At 62.7% G+C, this 20,571-nt stretch carries 16 protein-coding genes; 14 read left to right on the top strand and 2 right to left on the bottom strand.

Going from position 1 to position 20,571, the window contains the following annotated elements; genetic code table 11:
• Nucleotides 1–41: 41 nt before the first annotated feature.
• Together AC3A56_RS04670 and AC3A56_RS04665 are read left to right on the top strand one after the other, a co-directional pair.
• Nucleotides 42–701 carry a hypothetical protein gene (locus AC3A56_RS04670; protein ID WP_487769498.1) on the top strand — a complete coding sequence of 220 codons (660 nt, stop codon included), beginning with the start codon at nt 42–44 and terminating at the stop codon, nt 699–701.
• A gap of 47 nt (nt 702–748) precedes the next feature.
• Nucleotides 749–2,788, top strand: coding sequence for a GSCFA domain-containing protein (locus AC3A56_RS04665; RefSeq protein ID WP_487769497.1), 2,040 nt, complete (start codon nt 749–751; stop codon nt 2,786–2,788).
• Between the two features lie 28 nt (nt 2,789–2,816).
• Here AC3A56_RS04665 and AC3A56_RS04660 read toward each other — a convergent pair whose 3' ends face one another.
• Together AC3A56_RS04660 and AC3A56_RS04655 are read right to left on the bottom strand one after the other, a co-directional pair.
• Nucleotides 2,817–3,701, bottom strand: a complete 885-nt coding sequence (locus AC3A56_RS04660) for a class I SAM-dependent methyltransferase (protein ID WP_487769496.1) — start codon at nt 3,699–3,701, stop codon at nt 2,817–2,819.
• Nucleotides 3,698–6,094: a CmcI family methyltransferase gene (locus AC3A56_RS04655; RefSeq protein WP_487769495.1), complete on the bottom strand. Its 2,397-nt coding sequence runs from the start codon at nt 6,092–6,094 to the stop codon at nt 3,698–3,700. Before AC3A56_RS04655 ends, AC3A56_RS04660 begins: the two co-directional genes overlap by 4 nt.
• A gap of 251 nt (nt 6,095–6,345) precedes the next feature.
• Here AC3A56_RS04655 and AC3A56_RS04650 point away from each other — a divergent pair, with 251 nt between their 5' ends.
• The 12 genes from AC3A56_RS04650 (at nt 6,346) to AC3A56_RS04595 (ending at nt 20,546) form a co-directional block, all read left to right on the top strand.
• The gene (locus AC3A56_RS04650; RefSeq protein WP_487769494.1) at nt 6,346–7,512 is read left to right on the top strand and encodes a trans-sulfuration enzyme family protein; all 1,167 of its coding nucleotides are present in this window, start codon (nt 6,346–6,348) and stop codon (nt 7,510–7,512) included.
• A gap of 118 nt (nt 7,513–7,630) precedes the next feature.
• Nucleotides 7,631–8,455, top strand: coding sequence for an ABC transporter permease (locus AC3A56_RS04645; RefSeq protein ID WP_487769493.1), 825 nt, complete (start codon nt 7,631–7,633; stop codon nt 8,453–8,455).
• Nucleotides 8,445–9,854 (top strand): ABC transporter ATP-binding protein, encoded by a 1,410-nt coding sequence (locus AC3A56_RS04640; RefSeq protein ID WP_487769492.1) that lies wholly within the window; start codon nt 8,445–8,447, stop codon nt 9,852–9,854. Before AC3A56_RS04645 ends, AC3A56_RS04640 begins: the two co-directional genes overlap by 11 nt.
• A gap of 4 nt (nt 9,855–9,858) precedes the next feature.
• On the top strand, nt 9,859–13,689 hold the full coding sequence (locus AC3A56_RS04635; protein WP_487769491.1) for a glycosyltransferase: 3,831 nt from the start codon (nt 9,859–9,861) through the stop codon (nt 13,687–13,689).
• Nucleotides 13,686–14,714: a GHMP family kinase ATP-binding protein gene (locus AC3A56_RS04630; protein ID WP_487769490.1), complete on the top strand. Its 1,029-nt coding sequence runs from the start codon at nt 13,686–13,688 to the stop codon at nt 14,712–14,714. The genes AC3A56_RS04635 and AC3A56_RS04630 overlap by 4 nt, the downstream gene beginning before the upstream one ends.
• Entirely contained in the window at nt 14,699–15,298 is a 600-nt protein-coding gene (locus tag AC3A56_RS04625) for a D-sedoheptulose-7-phosphate isomerase (protein ID WP_204109592.1), read from the top strand. The genes AC3A56_RS04630 and AC3A56_RS04625 overlap by 16 nt, the downstream gene beginning before the upstream one ends.
• Complete coding sequence (locus tag AC3A56_RS04620) at nt 15,285–15,998, top strand: nucleotidyltransferase family protein (protein ID WP_487769489.1); 714 nt, start codon at nt 15,285–15,287, stop codon at nt 15,996–15,998. The genes AC3A56_RS04625 and AC3A56_RS04620 overlap by 14 nt, the downstream gene beginning before the upstream one ends.
• Nucleotides 15,998–16,561 carry a D-glycero-alpha-D-manno-heptose-1,7-bisphosphate 7-phosphatase gene (locus AC3A56_RS04615; RefSeq protein ID WP_487769488.1) on the top strand — a complete coding sequence of 188 codons (564 nt, stop codon included), beginning with the start codon at nt 15,998–16,000 and terminating at the stop codon, nt 16,559–16,561. Before AC3A56_RS04620 ends, AC3A56_RS04615 begins: the two co-directional genes overlap by 1 nt.
• Before the next feature lie 22 nt (nt 16,562–16,583).
• On the top strand, nt 16,584–17,009 hold the full coding sequence (locus tag AC3A56_RS04610; protein WP_487769487.1) for a hypothetical protein: 426 nt from the start codon (nt 16,584–16,586) through the stop codon (nt 17,007–17,009).
• Nucleotides 17,010–17,159: 150 nt separating this feature from the next.
• A complete protein-coding gene (locus tag AC3A56_RS04605; RefSeq protein WP_487769486.1) occupies nt 17,160–18,983 on the top strand; it encodes an LTA synthase family protein in 1,824 nt (607 codons plus the stop codon).
• A gap of 1 nt (nt 18,984) precedes the next feature.
• Entirely contained in the window at nt 18,985–19,341 is a 357-nt protein-coding gene (locus AC3A56_RS04600) for a hypothetical protein (protein ID WP_204109587.1), read from the top strand.
• 182 nt (nt 19,342–19,523) lie between these two features.
• Entirely contained in the window at nt 19,524–20,546 is a 1,023-nt protein-coding gene (locus AC3A56_RS04595; RefSeq protein WP_487769485.1) for an acyltransferase family protein, read from the top strand.
• The last annotated feature ends 25 nt before the right edge of the window (nt 20,547–20,571 follow it).

Raw genomic sequence — 20,571 nt, 5'->3', positions numbered from 1 at the left:
CCTTGCCACTGCTGTGCATAGGTCACAGCCATCTTGCGTGCGTGACGCGCGCCGCCGTCGCTGCGGAGCTCCCGCTCCGCGCGTTCAACTTCTGGGACTTGCCCGGGGCGATCGTCGACGATGGCGGCCAGCCGCGATTTGCCGAAGACATCCGCGAGGCGCTGATCGGACACGCCGGTCCCGTGTTCTCCTTCGTAGGTGGCGGGGCGCATGTGGTGCTTGGCATGCTGGTGCATCCGCGGCGTTTCGATTTCGTGCTGCCCGACCAGCCGGACCTGGCCCTCGACCCGGCGGCCGAAGTGTTGCCGGCCACTGCGGTCAGGCGGATTCTGGAATCCATGACCGACGAATATCTGACCCTGATGGGCGAGGTTCGCAGGCTGGCCAGCGGGGCGATGTTCCACATCGAGCCGCCACCGCCCTCGGCCGACGCCCTGCGCATGCATGCCGACGTGCCGTGGGTGATGTTTCCGGACCGCTGCAGGGAAATTTCACCCGCGGCGTTGCGCTACAAGCTGTGGCGGCTGCACTCGCAGATTCTCCGCGCATGGTGCAGCGGCAACGGCGTGACTTTTGTCGAGGCACCGGCCGGGACGAGTGACGCCGACGGCTTCATGCTTGACGACTACTATGGCGACGGTGCACATGCGAACGATGCTTACGGTGAACTGGTGCTGGCGCAGATGAGGCAACTGGCGTGACCCATCCCTATGCTTCCGCGCCGGATCGGCAGCGATGGAGCCGGACGATGGCAGGCCGCGAGCTTGCTGCCATCGATCCTGTTTTGCCGCCGCCTTGGCGGATCGGCAGCGAGGCGAAGATCGTCACGGCCGGCAGTTGCTTCGCCCAGCACGTGGCGCGTCACCTGCGCGACCAAGGTTACGCCCTGTTCGAGACGGAGCCGGCGCATCCGCTGATGCCGGCGGGCCTGGCCGAGACATATGGCTATGGCGTCTACGCCGCGCGTTACGGAAACATCTACACCTCGCGCCAGTTGCTGCAGTTATGGCGACGGGCGACCGGGCGGATGCAACCGGTCGAGGATTGCTGGCAGCAGGACGGTGGCTGGTTCGATCCGTTCCGGCCCACGATCCAGCCGGGCGGGTTCAGCTCGATGCGCGAGTACACCGAGGATCGCCGGCAGCATTTTGCCGCGGTTCGCCGCGCCTTCTCGGAAATGGACGTCTTCGTGTTCACGCTGGGGCTCACCGAGTGCTGGGTTTCCCGCCTCGATGGCGCGGCCTATCCGGTGTGCCCCGGTGTCGCCGCGGGGCGCTTTGACGCCGAACGGCACGTGCTGGTCAATCTGGGTGTGCAGGAGGTAGTGGACGATCTTCGCGCCTTCATCAGCGAGGTGCGCGCGATCAATCCGCGCCTGCGCCTGATCCTGACCGTCTCGCCGGTTCCGCTGGCGGCCACCGCCGAGTCGCAGCATGTACTGGCAGCGACGACGTATTCCAAGTCCGTGCTGCGGGTGGCGGCGGAGACCCTGGCGAGGCAGGACGGGGCCTACTACTTTCCTTCCTACGAAATCATCACGGCAGGTGGCGGCGAATACCTCGCGCCGGACCGCCGCACCATTCTTGAGCCGGGCGTGCGGCGGGTCATGGAACTCTTCTCGCACCATGTGCTGGACGGCACCGGTTCGCCCCACGCGTTGCCTGAAGAGAACGACTTCCTGTCGCAGAGCCGGCGGTTCGTCGATGTCCTCTGCGACGAACAACGACTGGATCCGTCCACTGGAGAACTCCCGATGAACGCGCCTGACTCGCCCGATGCGGCGTTGAACTTCGCCGATGCATGCCGGGCGCAGGGACATCACGACGAGGCCATCGCCTGTCTGACCGCTGCCCGTCGCCGGCATCAGGATGCACGCCTGGAGCGTCTCCTCGCGACCTGCCGCTTCGAGGCCTACCAGGCCGGGGTGCCTGTTTCCACCGTGCCCGATCGCTGGGCAGGAGATGCCGCGGACCGCTTCGAGCACGTCGAGGGCATTCCCGAAGTGCAGGCCGGCGAGCTCGACGCCCGCACCGTGGCGGCGGGCGTCCGCAAGCACGGCGCATTGCTGGTGCGTGGACTGTTCGATACGGCGACGGCCGCGATGCTGGCTGATGGCGTCAAGCGCTCACTGGATGCCTGCCAGGCGTGGCACGATGGTGGCCAGGGCGAGTTTCCCGACACCTGGTACTCCCGCCTGGCGCTGCCCGCCGATTGCGAACTCGGCGTGGCCCGTCCCTGGGTCGAGGGCAATGGCGGTGTCTGGCTGGCAGACTCCCCGCGCATGCTCTACGAGCTCACCGAGCTGCTCGAGCGCCGGGGCATCACCCGCGTGGTGGCCGACTATTTCGGCGAGCCCGCGATGATGTCGGTGGGCAAATCCACCTTGCGTTGCGTGCCCAGCACCATCCGTGCATCGGACTGGCACCAGGACGGCGCGTTCATGGGCGCGGAAATCAGGAGCCTCAACATCTGGATGGCGTTGTCGCCCTGTGGGGTCGAGGCTTCCGGCCTCGAGGTGCTCCCGCAGCGCGTGGAGCGCATCCTGCCCACCGGCAGCCATGGCGCCAGCTTCGACTGGTCGGTGGGACCCGACATGGTCCGCCAGGTTGCCGGGGCCGGTGGCACCCGGACCCCCCAATTCGAACCCGGTGACGCCCTGCTGTTCGATCACTTCTTCGTGCACCGTACCGGCATCCCGGCCGCGATAAGCCGGGATCGCTACGCGATCGAGTCATGGTTCTTCGCGCCCACGGCGTATCCCGCCGACCAGGTGCCGCTCCGGCTGTAGGCGCGGCATGGCCTGACCGGTCGCCGCTTCAGTCGATGCCGGCGATCGCCCGGTTCTCCAGCTGGGCGATGCGCTGTTGCTGCGCATCGATCAGCGCGCGGGCGCGTTCCAGCGCCTCGGTGCGGCGGGTCAGGCAGGCCTCCGCCTGGCACAGCATCGCGCGCAGCTGGATGCAGTCCGACTCCAGCGCCTTGCTGGCTTCCAGCATGGCGTCGCCGCTGAAGAACCCGTCGATCAGCGATTGCAGCGCCGGCGTCATGCGCGGCACCGGCACCACGATTGCCAGGCCGTTGAAAAACGGCAGCTTGCGCAGGCTCCATTCGGTAGGCGAACTGGCGATGAAGTCCTCGATGGCCGTGAGTACGCCATTGCGTGGCCCGCCCTCATGCGTGGCGTTCGCCAGCCAGCCGTTGACGCCCTGCTCGGTCAGTTCGGACTGGTCCGGGAGCATGCCCTTGTAGCTGTAGGGGTGCCGCTGCCATCCGTCGAGGTCATCCGGGCTGTAATACATGTCGCGTCGCGCATACGGCCAGGCCGCGTCGTGGCACAGCACGATGGGCGGGAGCTTGCCGCATTGCTCGGCGCGCGCCTGCAGCAGGTTGAGTTCGCTGAACACGGTGGCCCAGTTGTGATCCCCATCCACCAGCGCGATGTCGGGTGCTTCCAGTTGCGGAATGGCGGCCAGGCTCTTCAGCGCGAGAAAGCGGTACTCGGCCGGACCGAACCTGGCCAGTTCCTCGCGCAGGCTCGGCAGCGGCGCCGGATCGATGATGTCGGCATGCGCGCCGTTGTCACGGCAGAAGGCCAGGATCTGGCGGGTGTTCCAGCCGTATTCGGCGCCGATCTCCATGATCTGCCGGGGCTGCACCGTCTCGAAGATCGGACGGATGTAGCGCTGCCAGAAACGATTCATTGCATGTTCTCCAGATCCAGGGACGTGTCGGTGCCGAGCTCGTCCAGCGCGGCATCGTAGCTGGCTGCGTTGACGCCGCCGCCGATCTTGCGCAGGTAGCCATAGGGGCAGGTGGTGATCAGCTGTCGCGTCCAGCTGCGGTCGATGACGAACATCGGGTTGCCTTCGGTGAACTCGCGCAGGGTCTTGTAGTGCTGCCGCGTCGAGTAGCCCAGCCAGGGTTGGCCGAAAACCGTGCCCACGCAGATCATGTACGAGCGATGGGAGACCAGCTTCCCCCACGCTGCCAGGGTGGCGCCGTTGAACCGGCCCGCATCGCCGGCGGCGTGCAGCACCAGCACGGTCTCGGCCGTGCCGGCCCAGAGCCGGGCCGCGGTCGGGGCGTCGGCATCCGCAGGCGTGCCGACCAAGCCGGTGATCCGGGTAGACGCCGCCACGGCGTCGTCCGCCACGTGCAGGATGCGCGCCCCCCCGATCCCGGCGGCATGCAGCACGCTGTCGACATAGGCGATCAAGCCGCGCTCCACGCCCACGCCGATCACGGCATCGGGCCGGATCTGATGGATGATGTCCTGCACGCTGCTCAGGTCGGCCGGCGCCATGCCGGTGGCCTGGCCCAGCCAGCGCACATCGCGTTGCAGGCCGCATTCGGCATACACGGACAGCAGGTGCGACTGGGCGCCGTCATCGAAGTGGGCGGCCAGCTTGCCCGGGCGCACTTCGTCGGTGACGCCCAGTCGCATCGGCATCAGCGTGCGCTGGCGCATGCCGGTGGCGAACTCGGAACGCAGCTGGCCACGGAAGGTGAGCTGGCCCCGCTCGATCATGGCGAAGTCTTCGCCGCGCAGCGTGCGGTAGGCCGTGGCATAGGCGCGCACGCGCAAATCCTTTTCCACGTCATCCACATTGGTGGTGGTGCCGCCGTGGAACTGGTGGAAGGTGGCCTCGCCGATGGGTGCGACCAGTGGTGCGGAGGCAGCCATGCAGGTCCGACGCCACAGGTCGAGATTGGCGAACCCGCCACCAGGCTGATCGAAAGCCTCGTCGAAGCCGCCGATGCGGTCATACAACTCGGTGGGCAGCATCAGGCAGTTGCTCTCGCTGAGGCCGTCGAACCAGGGCTCGGGGTTCTCGCTCATCGGCGTGCCGATGCGGAACAGGTCATAGCCGTTCAGAGGCCAGCGGATGCGTTCGAACAGCTTGTCTTCCTGTTCGCGGCTGTAGCCGACCAGGGTCAGCCAGCGCTGGTCGCCGCCGATGAACCAGTGGCGCACCGCGACCACCGCGCCGGCATGCTCGCGCCAGGCCTGGCGAGCCTCGCGAAAAATGCCGGGGCTGAGTACGTGGGCGCCATCGATCATCACCGCCAGATACCTGCCACGCGCCGCCAACGCGGCCTCGTTGAGCGCACCGCACGGTGAGGCGTGCTGGCGGCTTGGCCGGACCAGCCGGAATTCCGGGCCAAAGCTGGCCACCCAGGCAGGGTCGAGCGGTGGTTGCGATCCATTGTCGATGCACAGGACTTCGTAATCGAGGTCCGCGGAATCGGCCTGATAGGCGCGGGTCAGCGAAGTCAGTGTGCGCGCCGCTTCACGCTGCATGTTGTAGAAGTTGACGACGATGGACAGCGTGACCGGGTCGGCGACCGCCTGGCGTGACAGCGGGGGCGGCAATTTCGCGCGGCTTGCGAGTTTCTCCGGCGAAGCAGGCGAGGTCAGCGCCCGGAACGGCATGGCCAGCGGCGACGCCTCTTCGTCGGCGAGGCACAACCGCAGCTCGTGCAGACGGTCGTCGCGCAACTCGTCCGGAAGCGGTTGATCGAAGCCGCAGCAACCGTCGCCCTGATGCAGTTCGGCGATGTCTGGCCGCCACTGATTGGCCGCAAACCGCATCCATTCGTGGCTGCCTTCGCGAAGTACCAGGTTCGGTGATGCCTGGGTGCCGTCCGTCCAGCGCAGCCATCCCCGCATACGCGCCGGCCCGCACTGGTCCAGCGAACCGTGCAGGCCCGGCCGGTGCAACGGGATGGGCAGGATGTCGCTGCTTTCGGCGGACGCGGCTGCAGGCATCACCACCGGGCTGCCAACCAGTGGCTGGGCGCCGGATGCTTGCACCGCAACGACTTCCAGCGCGGTGCCGGGTTCGGGCAACGTGGCCTCCAGACGAAGCGCAAAGGCGCAGTAGCCGTTTCGCTTCCCGGCGGCAGCGAGATCGGCACGCATGGTGTCGGCCTCGCCGCGGCCCAGCACGGTGCCGTGAGCACGTACCTCGATGCTGGCCGTTCGTGCCGGTTCATCCGGGAACCAGGCCCAGCCGTGCACGATGTGGTTGGTGATGCCGTCCACGACCCCCTCCAGCAGCAATGCGGACGGGAAAGTGATTGGGTTGTTCATCATCAACGGATCTCGACTGGAACGAAAACCCCTCGACGAGTCAGGTCGACGGGGAAGGCTGCGAACCTCAAAGATCGCGTGTCCCGGTGCGATGTGCAATACGCGAGCGCATGCTCGACGGAAAATTCACGCATTCCCATCCGTAAGCTTCGATGAATGGATGCACCCGTCGAGGTTCGGCATGGTGCGCCGCGACGAGTAAGATAGCGGCTTTGCCAGCAGATCCCGCCCCGGGGATATCACGGATCATCATGAACAAACGCAGCAAGCAAGCCCCGCACGGCCTCGGCACCCGCGCCATCCACGCCGGCCAGCATCCTGATCCGAGCACCGGCGCGATCATGACGCCGATCTACGCGACCTCGACCTACGTGCAGAAGAGTCCAGGCGTGCACCAGGGTTACGAGTATTCGCGCACGCAGAACCCGACCCGGATGGCCTACGAGCGCTGCGTGGCGGATCTGGAAGGCGGCGTCGCCGGCTTCGCCTTCGCGTCGGGACTGGCCGCCGCGGCGACCGTGCTGGACCTGCTCGATTCGGGCAGCCACGTGATCGCGATGGACGACCTGTACGGCGGCACCTACCGCCTGTTCGAGAAGGTACGCCGGCGCTCGGCGGGGCTGGACTTCAGTTTCGTCGACCTGAACGACACCGCCGCGATGAAGGCGGCGCTGAAGCCGAACACCAGGATGATCTGGGCGGAGACGCCGACCAACCCGATGCTGAAGCTGGTCGACCTGGCCAAGGTCGCCGCGTTCGCGAAGAAGCACGACCTGATCCTCGTGGTCGACAACACGTTCTGCTCGCCGATGGTGCAGTGGCCGCTGGAATACGGCGCGGACCTGGTGCTGCATTCGGCCACCAAGTACCTCAACGGTCACTCGGACATGGTCGGCGGCATCGTGGTCGCCGGCAACAAGGACCTGGCCACGCAGATGGGCTTCCTGCAGAACTCGGTCGGTGCGGTGGCCGGCCCGTTCGATGCGTTCCTCGCCATGCGTGGCCTGAAGACCCTGCACCTGCGCATGAAGGCGCATTGCGAAAGCGCGCTGGAGCTGGCCAAGTGGCTGGAAAAGCATCCCGCCGTGGAGCGGGTGATCTATCCCGGCCTGAAAAGCCATCCGCAGCACGCGCTGGCGAAGCGCCAGATGCACGGTTTCGGCGGCATCATCACGATCGAGGTGAAGGGTGGCCTGAAGAAGGCCCGGCGCATGCTGGAGCGCTGCGAATTGTTCGCGCTGGCCGAGTCGCTGGGCGGCGTCGAAAGCCTGATCGAGCATCCGGCGATCATGACCCACGCTTCGGTGCCGGCAGCCAATCGCAAGCGGCTGGGCATCAGTGACGGGCTGATCCGGCTGTCGGTGGGCGTGGAGGACTTGAAGGACCTGCGCGCGGAGCTTGAACGTGCGTTGAGCTGAGCGAGCCCTTGCCGACAGTTCGCGTTCCGTTCGCGCGCAAAACCACGATCCCTGCAGCTGTGTCGTACATCTTCGTGAAGGTCGACAGTGCAGCCCTGAAAAGGTCCATCCCCAAGTCATGATTTCAGCCTATCGTCTCATCGACCCGCTCATTCCATATCGGGCATTGTCCCGACATTTCGCGCTGGTCATGCAGATGGCTCGACGCGATGTGGTAGGTCGTTATCGCGGGTCGTTTGTCGGACTGCTCTGGTCGTTCTTCAACCCCCTGCTCATGCTGATGATCTACACGTTCGTGTTCGGGATCATCTTCAAGTCGCGCTGGAACGACCAGGTAACAGGTCACTTCGAGTTCGCGGTGATCCTGTTCGCGGGACTGAACATCAATTCGATGTTCACGGAATGCGCCAATCGGGCACCCACGCTGATCGTGGAGAACACGAATTTCGTCAAGAAGGTGGTGTTTCCGCTGGAAATATTGTCGTGGAGCACGCTGGGCTCCGCGCTATTCCACCTGCTGGTTTCCACCCTGGTCCTGCTGATCATCTCCCTGTTTGCCAGGGGCTCACTGCCATGGACGATCGTGCTTTTCCCGATCGTCATTGCGTCATTTCTGCCCTTCGTCGCCGGAACCATCTGGTTGCTGGCATCTCTTGGCGTGTTTCTTCGCGACCTCAAGCAGGCCACCGGCATCATCACCACGGCCCTGATGTTCCTTGCCCCGATCCTGTATCCCAAGGAATTCATTCCTGAACCATACCGCGACTGGATGTACCTGAATCCGCTCACCGTCATCGTGGAAGCCTCCCAGAACGTTCTGGTCTGGGGAAAGCCGCCGTCGTGGCTTCATCTCGGCATCTACAGCGTATCTGCGTGCCTGTTCGCGTGGTTTGCCTTTGCGTGGTTCGAGCGGAGCAGGAAAGGGTTTGCCGATGTCCTCTGACGATTTCAGCATTCGCATAGCCGGGCTGGGCAAGCGCTACGAGATTTATGCGCAACCATCCGACCGGCTCAGGCAGATGATCCTGCCCCGTTTCCGGCGGGCGATGGGGAAGGGCGACGTTGCCTATTTCAACGAGTTCTGGGCGCTTCGTGGTGTGTCGTTCGACGTGCGCCGAGGCGAAACCGTCGGAATCATCGGGCGCAACGGCTCGGGCAAATCCACCCTGCTGCAGATGGTCTGCGGAACACTCCACCCCACGGAAGGCAGTGTGGCGGTGCACGGACGGATCGCGGCGCTGCTCGAGTTGGGTGCCGGGTTCAATCCGGAGTTCACCGGTGAAGAAAATGTCTACCTGAGCGGATTGCTGTATGGCATTCCGGAAGGCGAATTGCGCAAGCGGTACCGGTCGATCACGGAATTTGCCGATATCGGGGAATTCATCAACCAGCCGGTCAAGACGTACTCAAGCGGCATGTACGTGCGGCTCGCGTTTGCGATCGCGGCCCATGTCGATGCGGACACCCTGGTGATCGACGAGGCGCTGAGCGTGGGTGACGTGCGTTTCACGCAGAAGTGCATGCGTTACCTGCGCGAATTCCAGAAGCGGGGCACGTTGCTGTTCGTCAGTCATGACACTGGTGCGGTGACCAGTCTCTGCAGCCGGGCCGTCTGGCTGGACTCCGGACAAATGGTGATGGACGGTTCGGCCCGCGATGTCGTCGAGAGGTACCTGGCCGAGCAGCATGCGGCTGATCGCGCTTCACTGGGCGAGTCGGTGACCGTTCGGACGTCCATTCCGGGAGCGGGCGCGGCGGGTGACGGTCACCGTGCGGACCACACGACGGTGCCCGCCGATGTGGTTGATCCGCGCAAGGCAATCCTGAACGGGGAGGCGACTCGCAACCTGGTCGAAATATTCGAATTCGATCCGGCACGAATCGACAATGAATTCGGCACGGGAGCCGCGCGGATCGTTGACGTGCAATTGCTGGACGGCAATGGCCAGACGCGGCGGCTGACGGCAGGTGGCGAAGTGGCAGATCTGGTGATCGAGGCCGAAGTCTCCGAATCGCTGGATGCGCCGATCTTCGGGTTCTACGTCAAGGACCGCCTGGGGCAGCGACTGTTCGGTGACAACACATACCTCAGCTATCTAGGGCGATCCGTCGATGCGAGGGGCGGAACGCGCCTGCGCGCACATTTCCGCTTCCGCATGCCGATACTGCCCAGTGGCGATTATTCGGTGGATGTGGCGCTGGCCAACGGAACGCAGGAGAACCATACCCAGCATCACTGGATCCATGACGCTCTCACGTTCAAGGCCAGTGACAGCACCATGCGGCATGGCCTGGTTGGCATCCCGATGCATGCCATCGGAATCGAGCAGGTAGGAGTCTAAGTCGATGGAGTTTACCGGCGAGCGCTACGTACCTACCGAAGCGGGAGAGATCCGACACGAACATCTGCATCGTTATGCCTGGTGCGCACGTCTGGTCGAAGGCAAGGACGTCCTCGATATCGCCTGTGGCGAGGGCTACGGCAGCGCCATGCTGGCGCGCCGCGCCAACTCCGTGGTGGGAGTGGATATCGACGACAACGCGGTGAGCCATGCCCGTGCGACGTATTCGGACATTCCCGGCCTGCGTTTCGTGCAGGGAAACGCCGCGCAGATACCGATGGCGGACAACAGCGTGGACGTGCTGGTTTCGTTCGAAACCATCGAGCATCACGACCGCCATCGGGAAATGCTCAGCGAGATCCGTCGGGTATTGCGCCCGGACGGTTTGCTTGTCATGTCCTCGCCAAACCGGACGGTGTACACGGAGCTTGCGGGGCACCACAACGAATTCCATGTCAAGGAACTGGACTTTGCAGAGTTCGATGCGGTTCTGCGGGAACAGTTTGGTGACATCCGTTATTTTGGCCAGAGGCTCGCGGTTGGGTCATCGATCTTCACGCTGCAGGGCGCTGAAGCCAGCGCGCAGGAGGTCGATGCATTGACGGATACGGGCTCGGAAATCGTCGAACGCGCCACCTCGCTGGCCGACCCGGTCTATTTCATTGCGGTTGCCGGCTCGCTGGATGAGCGTATTCTGCGGGAGCTGCGTCCCTCCATCCTGTTTTCCGAGGCGGAGGACCTTTATACGCATCATCGAAAGGTCGCTGCGTGGGCTACTGTTCTCGACAGCGAGTTGAGCGAGGCGCGGGCGACGCACGGACGCATGGTGGCGGAGCATGAGTCCACGGTGACCTGGGCCAAGTCGCTGGACGCGGAGCTCAATGCGCTGCGTGAGACTCACGCGCGGACCCAGGCGGAGCATGAAAAGACTGTCGGCTGGGCCAAGTCGCTGGACACGGAGCTGAGCGCCCTGCGTGAGACTTATGGGCGGACCCAGGCGGATCATGAAAAGATCGTGGGCTGGGCCAAGGCGCTGGATACGGAACTGAGCGCCCTGCGCGAAACGTATGGGCGGACCCAGGCGGATCACGAAAAGATCGTGAACTGGGCCAAGGCGCTGGAGACGGAACTGAATGCCCTGCGCGAATCGTACGGAGATACCCAGGCGGATCATGAAAAAGCGTCCGCCTGGGCAACATCGCTGAATGCGGAATTGGCGCGGGAACGTGCACACGGCGCAACGCTTGCTGCGGAACATGAAAAGACGGTCGTTGAAGTAACGCGGTTGCATGCAGAACATGCGGTGCTGCAGAAGGAAAAACTGGAAATGGAAGAGTGGGGGCGCGCTGTCGAACAGCAATTGACTGCGGTCGGGCAGCATATCCGGGACTTCACCGGCGAATACTCGCGTGACGCAGTGGTGGGTGAAAAGCTGATCGAGGCTTTTGCACGAATCAACCGCGAACTGGGCGAGCTTCATGCCCGTTATGGGGCACTGTGCATCGAACACGAGAAAGTCGCTCAGTGGGCCCGTTCGTTGGACACCGAACTGGCCGATCGAAATACGCAGGTCGCTTCACTGCAGGATGAACAGGGTCGCCTGAGAGCCCGTGCGGAGCTGTTGGCCGGGGAGTTGGCGAAACTGGGCGATCAGAACGAACAATTGCGGCGGTCACGCTCGTGGACCCTGACCCGGCCCTTGCGTGCCCTCGGCATGCTGTTTCGTCGGGATTGGCATGGCATGCGGGGCAGCTTCGCGGAGCGGCGCATGCTCGGCCTTCGCAGCGCGAAGGCCTCGGCAGAGACGCTCCCGGATCTTCATTCCACGCCCTGGATCGACGCACCGCAGTCATCCGGGCAAGTGTCCGAACTGGCGTTTCCATTCTATAACGAGCCGGAAGTCACGATCATCATTCCGACTTACGGCAATCTGGCCATCACGGCAGCATGCCTGCGCTCGATTGCTGCGCATCCGCCGCAAGTACCGTATGAAATCCTCGTTGCCGAGGACGCTTCGGGCGATGCCGAGATGAACTCGCTGGCGGCGGTGCCCGGACTTCGCTACGAAGTGAATTCGGAGAACCTTGGCTTCCTGAGGTCGTGCAATCGCGCGTCCGGACTGGCGCGCGGCAGCTACATTTATTTTCTCAATAACGACACCGAAGTTACGGACGGCTGGCTGGACAGCATGCTCGAACTGTTCCGGCGATTCCCGGATTGCGGCATGGTGGGTTCCAAGCTGGTTTATCCCGACGGTCGACTGCAGGAAGCCGGAGGGATCATCTGGGCCGATGCCAGCGCCTGGAACTACGGCCGGCTGGATGATCCCTCGCGCAGTATCTACAACTACGTGCGCGAGACGGACTACTGCTCCGGCGCGTCGTTGTTGATTCCCGCCGAATTGTTCGCTCGACTGGGTCGCTTCGACGAACGTTACGTGCCTGCGTACTGCGAGGATTCGGATCTCGCCTTCAAGGTCCGCGAGGCCGGGCTGAAACTCTATTACCAGCCGCGCTCGGTGGTCGTGCATCACGAAGGCGTGTCGCACGGTACCGACGTCAATTCCGGGATCAAGGCCTATCAGGTCGAGAACCAGCGGCGCTTCTACGAGCGTTGGCACGAGGTGCTCAAGCGCGAGCATTTTCCCAACGGCGAGAACGTTTTCAGGGCGCGCGGTCGCACGCGGGCGACCCGGACGATTCTCGTCGTGGACCACTACATTCCCCAGCCGGACAGGGATGCCGGCTCGCGCACGATGTGGCAGTTCATCCGCATGTTTGTACGGAAGGGCTTTTCGGTAAAATTCTGGCCGGAGAACCTGTACAACGATCCGGCCTACGCGCCGTTGCTGCAGCAGCTTGGCGTCGAAGTTGTCTACGGCGCCGAATATCATCAGGGCTTCAGTCAATGGATGGAGCAACATGCTTCGGACATTGATGTCGTGCTGCTGAGCCGGCCGCATATCGCAGTCGACTTCGTCGGGGCGATACGCAAGTACAGTAGCGCTCCGCTGCTGTACTACGGGCATGACGTACATTACCTGCGCATCGAGGATCAGTTGCGAATGCAGCCTGCGGACAAGCTGCTGCGGGCCGAGTGCGACAGGGTGAGAAAGCTGGAGCACGGGATCTGGAAGCTGGTGGACGCCGTTTACTATCCGTCTGCCAGCGAGACTCGCCATGTGCGCGAGTGGCTGGACGGGCAGTCGTCGACGGTCCGCGCCCATACGATCGCCGCGTATGCCTTCGATGACTTCCCCGAGCAACCGGATGCGAACCTGACCGATCGGCACGACCTGGTCTTCGTTGCGGGATTTGCGCACCCGCCGAATGTGGATGCCGCGGAATGGTTCGCCCATGAGGTACTTCCCCTCATCCAGAAGCGCCATCCGCAGATCCACCTTGATCTGGTCGGCTCCAACCCGTCCGATGCGGTCAAGGCACTGCATGGCGGGCCTGTCACGGTGACGGGTTTTGTCACCGACGAGGAGCTTTCGGCACGCTACGCGAATGCTCGAGTCGTTGTTGCGCCCCTGCGGTTTGGCGGCGGCATGAAGGGAAAGGTGATCGAGGCCATGCGTTTCGGCGTGCCCTGCGTGACTACATCGACCGGCGTTCAGGGGCTCGAACAGACGGCCGATTTTCTTGCGGCCGCCGACACGGCCGAGGAGTTTGCGGGGCATGTCCTGCGCCTGCTTGAAGATGATGCTGCGTGGCGCCGAAGCTCTGCTGCAGGTCAGGCGTTCGTGCGTGCCAGCTTCACGGAAGACGCGCAGTGGAGCGAATTCGCGCGCGAACTTCCGTGGACGATGACGGCCGGGGAGCCTTCCCCATGATCGTGCGTGCGCGTGCACCGCTCCGGTTGGGTCTTGCTGGCGGCGGCACCGATGTGTCGCCATATTGCGATGTCTACGGCGGTCGCGTGATGAACGTCACCATCGACCGTTATGCGTATGCAATCGTGACGGCAGGCAACGGGAAGGAAACCTGCTTTCATGCACTCGACGTACGCCACGAGGAGATGCATTCCTGTGACGGTGACATTCCGTGCGGCGGCCCCCTGCAATTGCTCAAGGGCGTGTATGCGCGGGTGTCGCGCGATTTTCTCCAGGGCGAACAGCCTTCGCTGACGGTCAAGACGTTCTCTGATGCGCCTCCGGGTTCCGGCTTGGGGTCATCCTCGACCATGGTAGTGGCGCTGCTGCAGGCCTTCGTCGAGTATTTCTCCCTGCCTCTTGGCGAATATGAAGTGGCCCAGTTGGCCTACGACATCGAGCGCAAGGATCTGGAGCTGGCGGGGGGCAAGCAGGATCAGTATGCAGCCACCTTCGGAGGCTTCAACTTCATGGAGTTCTATGCGGACGATCGGGTCATCGTGAATCCGTTGCGCATCAAGGATTGGGTTTGGGCAGAGCTCGAAAGTTCGCTGGTGTTGTACTTCACCGGGGTTTCGCGTGCTTCCGCGGACATCATTGCCCAGCAGTCGCGCAATGTGGGCAACCGGGACCAGGCATCCATTGACGCCATGCATCAGTTGAAGGATGAAGCCATCCAGATGAAGGAATGCATTCTCAAGGGCGACCTGCGCCGGCTGGAGTCCACGTTGCAGGCGGGCTGGGTGGCCAAGAAGAGAACGGCTACCAGCATCAGCAACCCGTTGATCGAACGAGTCGAGAAGGTCGCTTTCGCCAACGGTGCGCGCGCCGCCAAGGTGTCTGGCGCTGGTGGCGGGGGCTTCATGATGTTCCTGTGCAGCCCCGAGCAGCGCATTGGCCTGACACGTGCATTGCTGGAGGAAGGGGGGAGCATCATGGATTTTCATTTCACACACCAGGGAGCCACCTCATGGCGGATCATTTGAACGGCTACATCGAGGCCGAATTCGACAAGTCGATCAAGTTGCTGACTGCCATGTCGGCGGACGCAGCATTGCGGGAGCTGATATCGCGCGCGGTGACCCTGTCGGTCGAAGCGTTTCGGCGCGGCAACAAGTTGATGTTTGCAGGCAACGGCGGCAGCGCCGCAGACGCGCAACATTGGGCAGGCGAACTGGTCAGCCGCTTCCATTTTGATCGTCCGGGACTTCCGGCAATCGCCTTGACGACGGACACCAGCATCCTCACGGCTATCGGCAATGACTACGGCTATGACTACGTTTTTGCCAGGCAAGTGGAGGCGCTCGGTCGAAAGGGGGACGTGATTTTTGTCATTTCTACTTCCGGAAATTCGAAAAACATCCTGCGGGCGATTGAAGCGGCTCGCGCCATCGGGATTGTCGTGATCGGATTTACCGGCCACGAGGGCGGGAAGATGGCCGAACTCTGCGACCTGTGCTTTCGCATGCCGTCATCGGAGACACCGAAAGTCCAGGAAGGACACGAATTCATCGGGCATCTCCTGTGCGGCCTGATCGAGCAGGAGATCTTCGGCCATGGCGCTCATTGACGAGGCCGTGATCCTCGCCGGTGGATTTGGTACCCGGCTGCAAAGCGTTGTCAGCGATGTACCCAAGCCGCTCGCTCCCGTCCAGGGCCGGCCGTTCCTCGCTTTCCTGCTCGAGCGGTTGGCGGCGCAGGGGTTCAGGCGGGTAGTGCTGGCAACGGGTTACATGGGAGAGAAAGTCCACCAGGCGCTGGGCGATCGCTGGGGCGACATGTCACTGGTCTATTCGCGGGAGACCCGTCCGCTGGGCACCGGTGGGGCGATCGCACAGGCGTTGCCGCAGATCGGTGGCGACGCCTTTTTCGTCCTGAATGGCGACACTTATCTCGAACTCGATCATGCAGCCTTCGAGGAACAGGTTGCCTCCTCCGGCGCGAAGCTCGGCATGGCGCTTGCCCGAGTGCCGGACGTGGCCCGTTACGGGGCCGTCGAGGTCCGGAATGATTGGGTCACCGGCTTTTCCGAAAAGGGGCTGAGTGGCCCTGGTTACATCAATGCGGGGGTATACCGAGTGGCTCGGGAGCTTGCGGGAGCTTTCCCCGAGTCGGACCATTTTTCCTTCGAGGATGCCGTTCTGTCTCCGGCAGTGCGGGGAGGGAAGGTACGGGCCTTTACGCGAACGACCGGGTTCATCGATATCGGCGTGCCGGAGGATTATTCGCGCGCCCAGCTCGGGCTCGGCGAAAGCGCGGGTTCAAGTTGATGGGTCAACGGCCGGCCCTCTTTCTCGACCGGGACGGCGTTATCAATGTCGATCACGGTTATGTCTGCACGCCGGAACGAACGGAGTTCATCGACGGCATCTTCGATCTCGTGCGACTGGCAAACCGGACGAGCCATCTGGTGGTGGTGGTCACCAACCAGGCGGGCATAGCCCGTGGCTACTATTCCGAGGATGATTTTCATCGCTACATGGAATGGATGTCCGGGGTGTTCGTGCAACATGGGGCGCGGCTGGATGCGATCTACTACTGTCCCCATCATCGCGATGGCGTGGTGGAAAACTATGCGCGCGAGTGCAGCTGTCGCAAGCCGGAGCCAGGCATGCTGCTCGCCGCACAGCGTGAATGCGACATCAGTCTGGAAAAGTCGCTGCTTGTCGGAGACAAGCCAAGCGACATCCAGGCCGGAAAGAATGCGGGTGTGCGGCATTGCGTCCTGATGCGCAGTGAACCTGACGAGGTCAGCGGGCGCATGACGTTGCGTGCCGCAGACCTGCAGCTGGTTGTCGCACTGCTTGAAAGTGGCGAATCCCCGAATTGTTGATTTATGACGTTGGAGCAATGAAATGATCATTCGAATCGAACGGGTCGCGTGCGCTGTCTTGCTGGGCGCTGCGATACTCCTGTCCGCTTGCAGCGATGCGGGCAACCCGCAATCGCAGACGCACGCACCAGATGCTGTGGCCCGGAGCCAGGCGTCGTTGAAGATCAGCAGTTATGGACCGGATGAAGTTGTTGCAGGCAAGCCGTTCAACGTGCAGCCCGATGGACAGGCCGCAGTCTGGGTTCGCGTGGATCGCTCACTGGCCGGCAGCGAGGCATCCATCTACCTCAATGACGAACGTCTGGACAGCGCTGTTTCCGCCGATCTGATAACGGCCAGCGTGCCTGCCAAGCTCTATGCAAAGCCGGGAACCTACGTGCTGCGCGTGACTGGCGTGCAGAATGGCGTCAGCTTTCAGAGCGACCCCGTGAACGTGCTGGTACGGTGAGGTAGCTGCCGGCATGTTGAGGCTGACCCGGACCAGCCGGGTGGCAGGGGCGCCGGGCGGTCTCTTCCAGTTCCGTCGTCTGGTGGCACGAGCCGGCACAGCGTGAAAATTCACGCTGCGGGGGCAATTCCATTCAAGAGGCTATATGCGGTGAGCAAAGCGATTTCATCACGCGAGTCAAAGGGCAGCGGGCGCGCAATCAGGGTTGCCATCGTGATCGCGCTGTCTGCCCTGATCGCGGTTTTCAGCTGGCTGATGGATCGGGCGTCGATCAGGGTCGAACTGGATGCGTACCTCTTCAGCTACGGATTCCTGGTCAACTCCGTGCCGGCAATCCTGGTCTTCCTGCTGCTATTGACGCTGTGCAATCGGGCGTTGTTGTCGTTGATCATCAGTCTGACCCTGGTGGCTGTGGTGTATGCCGCCAACATGATGAAATTGAGATACCTGGATGTGCCGATCGCGTTCAGTGATGTGTATCTTCTTGGCAACCTGCATGCCGCGACCGTCGAACTTCTGGCCAATTACGTCAACCTCCGCTACGTGGTTGCAGGCCTGGTTGCAATCATCGGCCTGTTTGCACTCTCGTTCTGGCTGGAGCCGGTCATCTTCCGGCGTCGGAGCATCGCACGGGCAATCGTCGCGGTGCTCGTGGTCTCGTGCATGGTCGGTATCGGCTCCGGCTCGCGTTGGGTGGGTCGCATATATGGCGCGGACAACCTGCGGGTGATCGCGTGGTCTCCGATGCAGAGCATTCTTCACTCGGGCTTGTTCAGCTCGATTGTGTATACCAGTGCCGAGCGCCGACGTGCGCTCGAGGTGCCGGTAAATCAGCAGGCGGTCGACGCATTCCTGAAGCTGGACGTCGGTCCGGCGTTGCCGGAACACCTGGCGGTCGGACAGCGACCGGATATCGTGGTGGTTCAGAGTGAGTCCTTTTTTGATCCGGGCATCCTGAAAGATGTCGATGACACCAGCACGATCCTGCCGAACCTGCATCGTGCACTGGCCAGCGGCATCGGCGGGAGCATGGAAGCGCCGACTTTCGGCGGCGGTACATTGCGTACCGAGTTCGAGGTGCTGACGGGCATTCCCATGGAGACCTACCCGGCCATCGAATTTCCGTATCTGCAGATCACCCAGAAAGCGATCCCCAGCATCATCGACGTGGCCCGCAACAACGGTTACGCCGCCGTCGCCATCCACGGCAACGACGGAAACTTCTGGAACAGGGCCAAGGCCTTCAAGGCGATCGGCTTCGACAAGTTCATTACAGCGGATGATTTTCCGCGAGACGCCAAGCGTGACGGCTGGTATTACGCCGATTCCGCCATGACCGACCAGATCATCGATCAGCTCGGGAAAGCCAGCAAGCCAACGCTCATCTTCGCCATAAGCATCGAAGCGCACGGACCGTATCTGCATGTCCCGACCAGGGACCAGGCGCAGCGGGCCGCGATTCCGATTCCATCGAACTTGTCGGGCAAGGAAGCACAGGAATACGGCAACTACCTTTACCACATCGAGAATGCGGACACGCAGCTGGGGCGGCTGTGGGATTTTCTCGCGGCGCGCAAGCGTCCCTATGTTCTGGTGTTCTATGGTGATCATCTGCCCGGGCTGCAGCATGTGTACAAGGCGGCCGAGTTCGACGATGGCAAGACCGGCCCCACGCAGTTCGTGCCATGGTTTGTCGTGGGGAGCGATCTCGCTCATGCCAATCGGCACGTCCAGTCCTGGATGATCGGCAGCGAAATCCTGCGCGCTGCAGGCATCAGGGAAACGCCCTACTACCGGCTGATTGCCAAGTCGGAAGTCGCGCTGCAGGAGGAGTCAGGGGCAAGGCATGAAGATGAGGTCATGCAGGGTATCTATTCGCTGGCGCGCCTGTATCTGAAGGGCGGGCTGGAAAAGAACATCGGCGAGTCACCCGTGCAGGGGACTCTTGGCGTCCAGGCCGGGCAGAATCACTGACATGCGCAATTCATCTTTGATCACTCTTGCGGGTATCGTCGCCGTCTCGCTGCTCGCCGGCTGCGGTCGCGGTGCCAGGTTTGACGTGACGCCGGCCTCCTTTCCGGAATGCCGTGGTCCCAACATCGTTGCCCATGTGAGCTGGGATGCCCAGTCGGTCACGACAGACCCCGTACGCATCTATATCTACAAAGTGGGCAATCCCAAGGTGCTCTGGTACCAGGGTTCCCCCAAGGGCGACAAGGATACCGGCAAGTGGATTGCAGACGGTTCGACCCTGGTGCTGGAGACTTCCAACGGCAGAGTTCTTGGTCGGCACACCATCGAAACCACACCTTGCAACGATGTGAAAAAGTGACGGATCACTACGCGCCGAAAGGCGGGTAGTCGGGACGTCATCACCTGCGTGAGCGTCGCAGGGTTGCCCTGCAGGCTTGCCGTAGAGCATGAATTTTCCTCGATGCAGCCGCCGCAGATCCACACCGGAAAAGAACTTTGTCGCCCGTGATAGAGTGATTTGCGGGAAGGTCGGGACCATTGATGCGAAGAAGCGCCTATATTGATAACGCCCGCTGGGCGCTGATTGCGCTGGTGGTGCTCGGTCACCTGCTGGAGCTGGTCATCTGGAAACGCTCCCAGCTCCTGGTCGTCTATCGCTCCATTTATCTGGTGCACATTCCTGCACTGATCTTCCTGTCCGGGGCGGTGTGCAGCAGCGAACTGAGCAGGAAGGCGTTGTCCGGCGTGGTCTCGCGCCTTCTCGTGCCACTCGCGGTGTTTCAATTCGCTGCCTGGCTGCTCGACCATTTTGCGTGGTGGCCCGGCCCCAGAGTCGCAAACCTGGACCAGCCGTGGTGGCTGCTGTGGTATCTAGCGGCACTGGCCGCCTGGCGCGTGTTGCTTCCTCTATTCGACACGATCAAAGTGACCGCGCGCTGGACGATAGCCATCCTGCTGTCGCTCGTCGCCGGGTTTCTCGGCGATCTGCCCCCCACCACCCTGCGAATCCTGGTGTTCCTGCCGGTGTTCATGGCGGGACACTACTTTTTCGGAGCGATCTCGGCATGGGGCGAAAAGGTGTCGGTCAAGATTGCAGCTGCCGGGATCCTTTGCTGCGTCGTGATCTTCATGGCGATGCACAATCATTTCGACATGCACTGGCTGTATGGAAATACTAATTACGGCCAGCTTCGCGTCACGGGGCTCGAGGCCGTTGCCACCAGAGCTGTCCATCTTGCCGCGGTCGTCGTTGCATCGGTGGCGTTCCTCATTCTTGTGCCACGCCGCGATGGCATCATCGCGACTGCGGGGCAGTACAGCATCAGCGCATACATCCTGCATGGCTTCCTGCTCAAGGCGGTCTCGGTCGGCCTTGCGGCGATCCTGCTGCGGATCCCCTGGCCGGTGGTCCTGACGGGTTCCGCGGTCGTGGCGGCGGCTGTATCGCTGGTGCTCTCCCGGCGGACGCTCTCGAACTTTGTCATGATGTCATGGCTCTCATCCGCTCTCGTTGGCGACCCGCATCGTCGAGACGCGCAGAGAAAGTCCACCCTTCCGCCCTGACAGCGTCGGCCAGTGAGGCGCTGTA

The sequence above is a fragment of the Rhodanobacter sp. Soil_C_14 genome, assembly GCF_057657335.1.
Note: the sequence above shows the minus strand (reverse complement) of the source record. Positions and strands in the feature narration are given on the sequence as shown.